Genomic DNA, 12,071 nt, shown 5'->3' with positions numbered 1-12,071 from the left:
GTGGCTGATAAAAAGAAAAAAAAACTAACTCCTGAAGCACAGCAATATCAATCCTATCAAGAAAAAAGAGAAGTAAAACGGCCTATCTTTAAAAATTGTATTAAAGCCTTTTTTGTAGGTGGCACAATTTGTCTTATTGGCCAAGCCATTTCTACATTTTACATTTATTATTTTGATTTCACAGAGCAAACAGCCGGCAATCCAACTGTCGCCACTCTTATTTTCATTACTATGTTTCTTACTGGCTTTGGAGTATATGACCGTATTGGCCAATTTGCAGGTGCCGGCTCTGCTGTTCCAGTTACAGGTTTTGGAAATGCTGTTGTTGCTTCAGCTATCGAGCATCGTACAGAGGGATTTGTGCTGGGGGTTGGCAGCAATATGTTAAAACTCGCAGGCCCTGTAATTGTTTACGGTGTTTTTTCGGCATTCGTCGTAGCGCTTATTAAAACAATATTAATAAAATGGGGTGGGTTATAATGCTTGTCGGCCATCAAACATGGATGTTTAAAAATAAACCAACTATTATTTCCACTGGCACGGTCGGCGGACCCTTTGAAGCGAATGGGCGAATTGCAAATGATATTGATATTTTGCACGACGATATGTGGATAAAACAGGATTCTTTTGAAAAAGCACAACGGACCATGATGGAAGAAGCATGTCAAATTGCATTAAAAAAAACAGATGTGGAGAAGGAACAAGTACAGTTTTTCATAAGTGGCGACTTAATTAACCAAATAACCCCTTCTACATTTACTGGTAAGACACTAGACATACCTTACTTTGGTTTATTCAGTGCCTGTGCAACTTCAATGGAAAGCTTAGCCCTAGCATCTTCTATAGTCAACTCTGGAGGGGCAAACTATATACTAAGTGGGACATCCAGTCACAACGCTGCAGCAGAGAGACAATTCCGCTATCCAACAGAGTATGGAGGTCAAAAACCCCCGACAGCCCAATGGACAGTGACAGGTGCAGGTTGTGCGTTACTAGCAAACAAAGGAACTGGTCCTGTAGTAACCTCAGCTACGATTGGCAAGGTCGTAGACATGGGGATTACCGACCGTTTAATATGGGAGGAGCAATGGCCCCAGCAGCAGTAAATACGATAGAAGCACATTTTAGAGATAGAAATATCGATCCATCCTATTATGACCTAATTATCACTGGGGATTTAGGCCACATTGGTAGAGAGGTTTCTCTAGATTTAATAAATGAAAGAGGATTAGTAATACCTGAAGAACAATATGTGGATTGTGGGTTAACCATTTATCGAGAAGATCAACCCGTATTATCTGGAGGAAGTGGTACAGCTTGTTCAGCGGTTGTCACCTATGGTCACTTTCTAAACAGAATGAAAGAAGGAGAAATCAATAAGATGTTAGTTGTCGCCACAGGCGCTTTACACTCTCCACTAAGCATCCAGCAAAATGATTCCATTCCATGTATCGCCCATGCAGTATCAATCGAATCAGGACGTGATATTTCATGATATTCTTTTGGGCATTTGTCATAGGTGGTTTTATATGTGTTATTGGGCAAATATTATTCGATGTATTTAAGTTGAACCCTGGGCAGACATTAACTATTTTAGTTATTTTAGGAGCTATATTAGATGGTTTTGGATGGTATGAGCCATTAATTGATTTTGCAGGTGCTGGAGTAACTGTGCCCATTACCAGCTTTGGTAATTCATTAGTACATGGTGCGATGGCAGAAGCTGAAAAACATGGTTTGATCGGTGTTGTCACTGGTATGTTTGAAGTCACAAGTGCCGGTATCTCAGCAGCAATTATATTCGGAGTTATCGGGGCAATTATTTTTAAACCAAAAGGATAGAAGGTGTTTTAATTGACTGTTGGGTCTCAAGTTAAAAGTTGTTATTCTTCTATAAAAAGTGTGGAAGCAGGCTTAAGTCTTTTGGCAAGCAAAACACAGGACGTAGAAACACAAAATAAATTCAATGAAGCACAAAAAATTGTTACCACCGTAAAGGAAGAATTAAAACAGCAAGTTACTCAACTTGCGAAACAAGAACCTCAATATAAATAAGAAAGGATATATGTTTATGCCGGAATGGTTTGTAATTGTGTTAAAATCAGTCATTTTATTAATAGTGTTATTTTTTATGACAAAATGGCTTGGAAAGAAGCAAATCTCTCAATTAAATATCTTTGAATATATTTCTGGCATCGTTCTGGGAGGCATCGTGGCTATTCATACGATTGAACCAGAACGCAATATATTCTATGGAATAATTGCCATGTTTATTTGGTTTATTGTCCCATTTGCTGTAGAATTTATTGCCCTAAAAAGTAAAAGCTTTAGAAATTTCACCCAGGGTAAAAGTACTGTTCTTATTCAAGACGGAAAAATTATGGAGGAAAATCTAAAAAAGGAGGGCTACTCTACTGATGATCTACTGGAGAAGTTGAGAGATAATGATATTTTTTTAGCTTCGGATGTAGAGTTTGCCGTATTAGAGCCATCTGGTTCACTTAGTGTTCTCCCTAAGAAGGAAAATCAACCTTTAACAGCAAAAGATTTAGGACTAAAACTGGCACCAGAAAAGGAGCCGCAGACTGTGGTGATGGATGGGAAGGTATTATTAGAGCCTTTAGCTAATCTTTCCTTAAATACAAATTGGTTGGAAACAGAGTTAGATAAATTAAATGTCAGTATTGAAAATGTGTTTCTTGCCCAAGCGGATAATAACGGGCAACTTACCATCGATCTCTATGATGATAAACTTACCGTACCACAACCAACAGAGGCAAAATTGCTTCTGGCAACTTTAAAAAAATGCCAGGCTGATTTGGAATTGTTCGCTTTAGAAACCAATAATATACAATCCAAAGAATTATATGAAAGAAATAGTAGAAAATTACAGCATGCAACCGAGTTAGTACAACCTTATTTAAAATAAATTCTTTCTTCCATCCCTATCTTGATGTACAATAAGATATTATTATATCTAAACAAGAAAAGGATGACTCCTATGAAAGAAAAAATGAAAGCTTATCGCTTTCCAATTATTTTGCTTCTTTCCATTATAATCGGGTCCGTCATCGGACTTATTTTTGGAGAGAAAGCAATGGTAATAAAGCCTCTTGGGGACTTATTTATTAACCTTTTATTTATGGTCGTTATTCCATTAGTATTCTTCACAATATCTTCTGCCATTGCAAGCATGGACAGTATGAAACGGCTTGGTAAAATTATGGGGTCTATGATTACTGTTTTTGTTGTAACAGGGATCTTTGCGTCGATATTTATGCTGATTGCAACTGTGATTTTCCAACCAGGATCTGGAGTAGATATTCCGCTTGAAAATCCAGGAGAACTAGAAGAAATGACTTTATCAGAACAATTGGTAAATACATTTACTGTCTCTGATTTTGTAGACTTGTTTTCACGACAAAACATGCTGGCTTTAATAGTATTCTCTGTTTTGGTAGGTGTTGCTACTGGCATTACAGGTGAAAATGGCAGATCTTTCACTCGTTTTTTAACAAGTGCATCTGAAGTATTTATGAAGCTGGTTCAACTTATTATGTATTATGCTCCAATAGGACTTGGTGCATATTTTGCTTCACTCGTGGGAGAATTTGGCGCTGATTTAATCGGTGATTATGCAAAAGCAGTAATTGTTTATTATCCTGTATCTATATTGTATTTCGCCATAGGCTTTACGCTATATGCCTTCCTTGCGGGTGGAAAGGTTGGAGTAACACGTTTTTGGAAAAATATTTTGTCTCCAGCAGCTACTTCTCTGGGCACAGGTAGTAGTATAGCTTCTCTTCCTGTTAATTTACAGGCGGCAAAGCGAATAGGCGTCCCTAAAGATGTACGTGAAACAGTACTGCCTCTTGGTGCGACTATACATATGGACGGTTCTTGCTTGTCTGCTATGCTTAAAATTGCATTTGTCTTTGGTGTATTCAATATGGATTTCACTGGAATAGATACCTTTTTAACTGCAATCGGAATTTGTCTATTATCAGGCATTGTGATGAGCGGCATTCCTGGTGGAGGGTTTATGGGCGAAATGATGATTATAACATTATATGGTCTTCCTATGGAGGCTCTGCCAATCATTTCTGCTATCGGAGTTGTAGTTGATCCACCTGCCACGATGGTTAATGTGACTGGTGACACCGTATCAAGTATGCTTGTAACCAGACATCTTGAAGGAAAAGATTGGATGGATAACGTAGAAGTAGAAGCAAGTTAAAAAACGAGTAACATCTCTATAAATTAAAAAGACGGGGAGATCCCGTCTTTTTAATTTATCTTGATAGCTATCTTTCCAAATTGCTCGTTCTGTTTTAATAGGTCAAAAGCATCCTGCATTTCATCCAAATTATATATACTGTCAACTACTGGTCGCATAGCAAAATTTTCTATATGATTTAATAATGCTGTTAATTCTTGACGACTTCCCATTGTCGAGCCTAATAACTGGTACTGCCCGTAGAAAAAAGCACGCAGATCAAGATCTATGGTATCCTCAGTTGTCGCACCAAAAACAACCATCCTGCCACCTTTCTTAAGCACTTCCAAAGAACGATTAAATGTTGCTTTCCCTACACTGTCTATAACTAAATCCACAGTTTCGTTTTTTAACTTACTTGTCCAATCACTATCATTACTAAGAGTAATATCAGCACCAAGCTCTTTTGCTTTTTGAAGCTTGTCTTGACTACGGGAGCTTATAATTACTTTTGCACCCACATTTTTAGCAAATGATATTAGATATGTTGCAACCCCACTTCCTGCTCCCGGTATAAATACAGTATCCCCTTTTTTTATTTCCCCTTTGGTGAATAAAGCTCGATAACCGGTCAGTGCAGATAAAGCAAGTACACCTGCTTCATCCCATGTGAGATGACTTGGCTTTCTTTCAACTTGCTCGGCAGAAATAGCTATTTTTTCAGCAAATGTTCCATGATCAGGCATTCCCAAAATGTCAAAACCTTTGGGAGGCGCATCACTATTTCTGTCCCAGCGAAGCGCAGGATTTATAATCACTTCATCACCTACTTGGAATTCAGTTACTTCCTTACCAACAGAATCTATAATACCCGCTCCATCCGAACCGAGAATCAATGCATCCTGCTCTTCACCTCGTCTATTTGGTATATATAAATCTCTTCGATTCAAACCTGCTGTGCGAAGTGAGACTACTACTTCGTTATCTAGAGCAACAGGATCAGGCATCTCCTTTATTTTTAATTCACCAAATTCATGTACGAAAGCCTTCAAAATAATCTTCCTTTCTAATAAAAACTGCTAAATTCGGCCAGTTCATCTTTTTTTGTAATATCGTGGCTAAATAATGGTATAAATATTTTTTCCTGATGATTAAATGTTTTTTTAATTAAATCTAAATATTGCTGCTGGTGCTTTCTACGTTGAAGAAAGAAACCCCCATCTGCATGATTAGGAAGTACTTTATTTATTATCAATGTTTTCACGGGAAGCTCATATTGGTCAAGTAATTTGATTGCTTTTTCGGTTTCCATAATAGGAAGTCTTTCGGGATTTAACACAAAAACAAAACCTGTCATTGTATCATTCAACATAATTTCCCTTACTTTTGAAAAACGCTCTTGCCGTGTTTTGAGCACTTCATATATTGGATCTTCAACTGGAACTCCGTCATTTAACAATTGAGTATAATTTTCATTTGCTTTTTGTCTTTTTTGCAGGAGCCCTTCAATCCAAACACCCATTAACTCAGGTAGAGATAATAGACGGATCGTATGCCCAGTAGGTGCAGTGTCGAATATTAGTTTATCAAAGTTTTCGCTTTCCTCTAATATTATTGAGATCAGCTTATCAAATAACGCTGCTTCATCTGCTCCAGGCGAGGCTTTAGCAGTGTCAAGCTGCCGATGTACTTCTTCCATCATACTTGATTGGACTGTTCCTTTAATATTATCTTTTACGGTATTAATGTAATTCGTAGTTTCTCTTTCTGGATCAATTTCCAGGGCATACAGCATGTTATCTACCTGTGTAATATCTCCGCCAATTTTTTGGCTGAAAATATCTCCTAAATTGTGGGCTGGGTCTGTTGATACTAGTAATGTATTATATCCTTTTTCTGCTGATTTCCAGGCAATAGCAGCGGCGGAAGTCGATTTTCCAACTCCCCCCTTACCCCCTACAAAAATAATTTTCTTACTAAAATCGATCATCGTATATCACCTTTTCCATGTTAATAACTTGTCAGCAGCAACGGATGCCTGTTAATGGAGACTTTTCCATACCCATTCTCAAATGCCAGTCATGAAACTTTTCCATCATGTATGGGTATAATTCAAGTGTGTAATAATAGACAGGGTTTGGTATCCCAATCATCTCTGAATATAGCAGGAGCATGAACAAGTCGTCTTCATCTCTTAGTTCACGAGCAATTTCCTGACGATGTGGCATACTTAATACTTCATCGTAAAACTGCACTAATTTTTTTAGTTGTTCAAACATAATACTGCTCCTTTCCCTAAATAATAAAAATATGAACCCAGTTTATATTAATCGTATACCTTTTCAAAAAAGAAACTTATGTATGAAGAGGGACCATTTTCATGATCCCTCTTTAATCCCTATCCGTAATTTTCAGTATCATCATCCAAGGGTGTTTCCTGTTTACCTGATAAGACAGAAAAAGCAGTTAAGATAATCCAAATGGCAAACACAAATATAATTGCTCCAAGAACAAATAGTAGAGTATTTGAGTTACTTCCAAACCACGACCATTCAAATAATACCTGTTGGAACATAGCATACAAAGTCATGAACATCAGGAAAATCATCGGAATTAATACAACAGCATAGTTTCTTCCTAACCGTTTTAGCCATACAGCAATTAGCATTAAACTAATCCCTGCTAACAATTGATTTGCTGTTCCAAAGAGCGGCCATAATTGGTATCCTCCAGAACCAAAACCTTTCGGACCTTCTGGCAACAACACCAAGGCTGCACTGGAAACAACGGCCACAGTTGTGGCAACATGAGTTTTTGTCAAAGCAGGGACCTTGTATTCCACACCAAGTTCAGCAATAATATATCGCATAAGTCGTACAGATGTGTCTAATGTTGTAGCAGCGAAACTCACTACAATTATAGAAACAATCGTAGTTGCTATATCTGGAGGAATTGCTAATCCACCTGCCAGACCTGCCGCTCCTTCTACAAATACTCCTAATCCAGCTCCATTAGCAGCAGAAAAGCTACTATATGTTGCCAAAAATTCATCCGTATTTGCAAAGAAAGTTGCTACCGCAATAATAGAAACTAACGCTAGTACGCCTTCCCCAACCGCACCTAAATAACCTACCATGCGAGCATCTGTTTCTTTATCCAATTGTTTTGAAGAAGTCCCAGAAGATACAAGCCCATGAAACCCAGATATAGCACCACACGCTATAGTTATAAATAATAATGGCAACCATGGTGTATCCGGATTGGCATTTGTAACTGGAGCAGTCATCTCGGGATTTGTAAACAACAGACCCAAATATAATATACCTAAACCTACAACTAGTTGGTGGGAGTTAATAAAATCTCTTGGTTGTAGTAACTTCCAAACCGGTAAAGTGGAAGCAATATAAACATATATCATAAGAATTACAATCCAAATTAGAAATGCAGTGGAAACTGCACCTAGTCCAAATAATCCAGACCCATCTTCTCCACCCATGTATTGTACTAAGTCGATCTGCAAAAAGCCTACTTTACTAGCTAAGATAGCAGCTAAGTACATTGCAGCCAAAGCAAAGAGTGAAGGTACCAGCATCTTTTTATTTCGTTTGTAAACCGCATGACCAATCCAGATTGCAAGAGGAATTTGGATAAATACTGGTAGAACACTAGCTGGATAAGAAATAAACAAATTAGATATTACCCAAGCAAAAACTGCATTAACCATTAATACTAGTATTAAAATAATAAATAAAAACAAAATTTTCGCCCTTTGACCAACAAGTCGATGTGCTAATGTACCAACAGATTGACCTTTATTACGGACTGAAAGAACCAATGTACCAAAGTCATGCACTCCAGCAGCAAAAACTGTCCCCAGTATCACCCATAAGAAGGCAGGTAGCCATCCCCAATAAACAGCTATCGCTGGACCTAGGATTGGGGCTGCCCCAGCAACTGAAGTAAAGTGATGCCCCCATAATACAAATTTATTAGTAGGGACAAAGTCCACCCCATCTTTATACCGATGTGCTGGTGTAACATAGTTAGGGTCTAAACGAAAAATCTTTTCAGCTACAAATTTTGAATAATAGCGATAACCTAATGACAATACAACAATACCTAGTAATGCAACCAAAATTCCTGACATGAAAATCCCCCCCTTAAAATTTTTAGGATAGCTAGAAAGACTTATCCTATTTTACGCTATGTGAAAGCGCTATCTATTATAACCATTATATTAATTCATAATTATTTAAATTGCAACAAAATTTAACCCATAAAAAACCTGGAGTAATAATGTCATACTCCAGGTTTTTAGGATTATCTACAATTCTTTACCCATACCTTTTAGAAATGAGAGGATCATTGTAATACTTTTATTAATTTCCGGATCTTTTAACGCCTTAATCATACCAATATAATTCATCTTTTCTTGATTGCTTGGCGGTACTTCCATGGCTTCTTTCAACCCGTGATTAATTTTATCTGTCACATTACTAACTTTATTTACATCGATTTCACCAAGTAAAAGGAAAAGTTCCACGAGATTTTCTAAAGTCGCAGAGTATTGTGGCTTATTTAATTCTTGAACCACATTTTTTGTTGCTTCTTTTCGGTGTTTTATTAAGGCACTCGCTGCATCTAGCATTCCGCTTTCATTCATTGCTGATAGAAGATCTATTCCTTTTATACATGACTCTTTGTTTTCGCTTACTGATTTTATAAGCTCTTCCAAATTATTTTTCTCTACTTCTTCAGCGGGAATCTCCATACGTTTAATATCTGATATAGGATTAGCCATTTTGGTTCACCTTCCCTGGGAAAATATAGTCTTTCCGCTCCCATTTCCTCTCAGGCTGTACACCAATCTGGGGTTGGCGATTTCCCCTTCGGTAATTATTATCCGGTAATGGACTTTTCCCTTTTTTCTCCAATACTTCCATTCTTACTGCAATTTCTTTATAAGCAGGTGTATTAGAATCCTTATCTACACTATTATCTGTCAGAAAGTTAACAGCAGATTTTCCACTTGCATTTAATGGTAAATATAATTCATTACCACTAACTCTATCTGTAATATGCACTTTACCAGTAGTCTCTCCTGCTTTTGATACTAATTTTACTTTTGCTCCTTCCTTAATCTCTCGTGCCTTTGCTAATTCTGGCGAGATTTCAATGAAGGAAGAAGGTAATTCCTTTACAATTCCAGAAGATTTATATGTCATGTTTCCTTCGTGAAAATGTTCAAGTACTCTTCCATTATTAACATGCAGATCAAATTCTTCATCTGTATCATGTTTTAATTCAAAGTTTAAAGGATATAATTTTGCCTTATTATCTTCAAAAGGAAAGCCCTCTGTAAATAATAACGGGGTATCCGTACCATCTTCATTGACAGGCCATTGCAAACTATTATAGTTTTCAAGCAACTTATAATCCACACCTGCAAACAATGGTGCAAGAGAGGCGGCTTCCTTCATTATTTCAGAAGGATGGCGATAATCCCAATCATAACCCATTTTATTTGCTAAGTCTTTCAAGATTACCCAATCCGGTTTAGACTCACCCATTGGGTCTAAGGCTTTATATAGTCGCTGGATTCGTCTTTCTGTGTTCGTGAAAGTCCCATCTTTTTCAAGACTCGGCGCAGCAGGTAAAACTACGTCTGCATACTGAGCTGTGTGAGTCAGAAATAGGTCTTGTACCACAAAGAAATCCAATTTTTCCAATGCATCTGTAACATAATTGATATTTGCATCAACAATCCCTGTATCTTCACCCTTGATATAAAGCGCATTAAGCTTGCCTTCATGGATTGCTACCATCATTTCATGATTATCCATCCCAGGTTCATTAGGAATTTCTGTGTTCCATGCTTTTTCATAGCGTGTTCTCGCATTATCATCTGAAACCTTTTCGTACCCAGGGAAGAAATTAGGCATACTTCCAAAATCACTACACCCTTGAACATTATTATGTCCTCGTAACGGAAACGCTCCAGTTCCATTTCTCATATAATTTCCTGTAATTAATAATAAGTTAGATATTGCCGTACTAGTATCACTTCCAAGTTGATGCTGAGTAACGCCCATAGCCCAGCAAATGGCTAGTTTATCAACATTTACAATCTGTTTTGCAATATCAATCAGATCTTCTCTTGGAATATTGGTCATCTTTTCAGCATACTCCAGCGTAAATTTGCTTAAGCTTTCTTTATACTCCTCGAACCCATTAACCCACTTGCCTATAAAATCCTTGTTTTCCCATCCTTGATCAATAATGTATTTAGTGACTGCAGATAACCATACTAAATCTGTACCACTCTTTGGCTGAAAAAAGCGATCAGCTCGTTGAGCCATCTCATGTTTACGGAGGTCAAAAACGTATAATTTTTGACCGAATAATTTGTGGGATCGTTTTATTCTGGATGCCAGGACTGGATGAGACTCAGCAGTGTTGGAACCTATAGTAATTACCATTTCAGCTTCTGCAATATCATCTATAGAACCGGAATCTCCTCCGTGACCAACTGTCCGAAAAAGTCCCTTAGTAGCTGGCGACTGACAATATCTGGAACAATTATCCACATTATTTGTACCTATTACCTGTCTAGCAAATTTTTGCATTAAGTAAGATTCTTCATTTGTTGCTTTAGAAGAAGCAATAAATCCTAAAGAATCTGCTCCTTTATCTTTTTTAATCTCATTAAATCGTTTAGAAACATAGGATAAAGCTTCCTCCCACTCCACTTCTACAAAGTGATCATCTTTTCGAATTAATGGACGAGTAAGTCGTTCTTCGGAATTAACAAAATCCCAGCCAAATTTACCTTTAATACAAGAAGAAATGCCATTTGCAGGAGAGTCCTGCTGTGGTTCCACTTTCAGTATCTTTCGGTCCTTTGTCCATACATCAAAAGTACAGCCGACACCACAATATGTACAAACTGTCTTGGTTTTTTCAATTCTCTCTTCTCTCATAGATGCTTCAGTGTCGGATACCGCGAATAAAGGGCCATATCCTGGCTCTGTCTTCTTTGTTAAATCTATCATGGAACGTAATAAACCTGGCTCTTGGTCTGTCATAAAACCAGCTTCACCTACCATGTTTTTTTCCATCAGAGCATTACAAGGACAAACGGTTACACACTGTCCACAACTAACGCAGGAGGACTGGTCAATAGGTACATCATTATCCCATACTACACGAGGTTGTTCACGTTTCCAGTCTATTAATAACGTCTCATTTACTTGAACATCCTGACACACTTCAACACAACGCCCACATAAAATACATTGGTCTGGATCATACCTATAGAATGGACTGGAGTTATCTATTTCATACGGTTTTGGTTCAAAAGGACGTGACTGTTCCTCCAAGCCAAATTCAGCTACTGTATTATGAATCTCACAAGATCCATTATTATAATCACAAACAGTACAGTACAGTTCATGTTTCTCCAGGATCCGGTCCAATGCTTCCTTTTGGGCTGATTTTGCAGTTTCAATGACCGTATCTACTTCCATCACATCATGAATGGTTGTTCCACAAGCACGAACAATCTCCCCATCAACTTTAACCATGCATGTGTCACATGTTTTGATAGGTCCTAACGATTCGTTATAGCAAATTTGTGGTACAAATTCATTTGTAGTATTAATTAAATCCAATAGATTCTGGCCCGGTTCTGCCAGGTACTCCTCCCCATTAATAGTCACAACAATATGTTCTTGCAATTCTATTCCTCCCCCTAGTTAGAAAATAATAGATAAGTATATTTGTTCATTGCCCTATTAGTAACTTTTTAAAACATATTTTCAAATAATAACAAAAATATTTCGACTAATTAATCCTT

Annotated in this window: 11 protein-coding genes and 1 pseudogene; 6 read left to right on the top strand and 6 right to left on the bottom strand. The window is 37.4% G+C overall.

From position 1 onward, the window contains the following. From spoVAC to JCM12304_RS12495, 6 genes and pseudogenes are all read left to right on the top strand, one after another. Positions 1–480, top strand: coding sequence for a stage V sporulation protein AC (spoVAC, locus tag JCM12304_RS12520; RefSeq protein WP_060680746.1), 480 nt, complete (start codon positions 1–3; stop codon positions 478–480). Next, a pseudogene (gene spoVAD / locus JCM12304_RS12515) lies at positions 480–1,495 on the top strand (stage V sporulation protein AD). The gene spoVAC and the pseudogene spoVAD overlap by 1 nt, the downstream one beginning before the upstream one ends. Continuing rightward, positions 1,492–1,842, top strand: a complete 351-nt coding sequence (gene spoVAE, locus JCM12304_RS12510) for a stage V sporulation protein AE (RefSeq protein ID WP_060680744.1) — start codon at positions 1,492–1,494, stop codon at positions 1,840–1,842. Before spoVAD ends, spoVAE begins: the two are co-directional and overlap by 4 nt. 12 nt (positions 1,843–1,854) lie before the next feature. After that, positions 1,855–2,055, top strand: a complete 201-nt coding sequence (locus tag JCM12304_RS12505) for a DUF1657 domain-containing protein (RefSeq protein WP_019376106.1) — start codon at positions 1,855–1,857, stop codon at positions 2,053–2,055. Positions 2,056–2,071: 16 nt separating this feature from the next. After that, complete coding sequence (locus JCM12304_RS12500) at positions 2,072–2,929, top strand: DUF421 domain-containing protein (protein WP_060680742.1); 858 nt, start codon at positions 2,072–2,074, stop codon at positions 2,927–2,929. Positions 2,930–3,001: 72 nt separating this feature from the next. Further along, entirely contained in the window at positions 3,002–4,237 is a 1,236-nt protein-coding gene (locus tag JCM12304_RS12495) for a dicarboxylate/amino acid:cation symporter (protein ID WP_060680740.1), read from the top strand. Positions 4,238–4,287: 50 nt separating this feature from the next. Here the strand turns inward: JCM12304_RS12495 and JCM12304_RS12490 are convergent, their stop codons facing one another. The 6 genes from JCM12304_RS12490 to fdhF all read right to left on the bottom strand — a co-directional run bounded on the left by JCM12304_RS12490 (position 4,288) and on the right by fdhF (position 11,952). After that, positions 4,288–5,268, bottom strand: coding sequence for a zinc-binding dehydrogenase (locus JCM12304_RS12490; protein ID WP_060680738.1), 981 nt, complete (start codon positions 5,266–5,268; stop codon positions 4,288–4,290). Positions 5,269–5,282: 14 nt separating this feature from the next. Beyond that, positions 5,283–6,206, bottom strand: a complete 924-nt coding sequence (locus JCM12304_RS12485; protein WP_060680736.1) for an ArsA family ATPase — start codon at positions 6,204–6,206, stop codon at positions 5,283–5,285. A gap of 31 nt (positions 6,207–6,237) precedes the next feature. Then, positions 6,238–6,495, bottom strand: a complete 258-nt coding sequence (locus JCM12304_RS12480; RefSeq protein ID WP_019376111.1) for a cory-CC-star protein — start codon at positions 6,493–6,495, stop codon at positions 6,238–6,240. A 119-nt stretch (positions 6,496–6,614) separates the two neighbouring features. After that, positions 6,615–8,363, bottom strand: a complete 1,749-nt coding sequence (locus JCM12304_RS12475) for a carbon starvation CstA family protein (RefSeq protein WP_019376112.1) — start codon at positions 8,361–8,363, stop codon at positions 6,615–6,617. 177 nt (positions 8,364–8,540) lie between these two features. After that, positions 8,541–9,017: a helical membrane plugin domain-containing protein gene (locus tag JCM12304_RS12470; RefSeq protein ID WP_060680733.1), complete on the bottom strand. Its 477-nt coding sequence runs from the start codon at positions 9,015–9,017 to the stop codon at positions 8,541–8,543. Beyond that, entirely contained in the window at positions 9,010–11,952 is a 2,943-nt protein-coding gene (gene fdhF, locus JCM12304_RS12465; protein ID WP_060680731.1) for a formate dehydrogenase subunit alpha, read from the bottom strand. The genes JCM12304_RS12470 and fdhF overlap by 8 nt, the downstream gene beginning before the upstream one ends. Positions 11,953–12,071: the final 119 nt, after the last annotated feature.

It is taken from the genome of Virgibacillus halodenitrificans JCM 12304, assembly GCF_001310895.1.
GTDB classification, from domain to species: domain Bacteria; phylum Bacillota; class Bacilli; order Bacillales; family Amphibacillaceae; genus Virgibacillus_Q; species Virgibacillus_Q halodenitrificans.
Note: the sequence above shows the minus strand (reverse complement) of the source record. Positions and strands in the feature narration are given on the sequence as shown.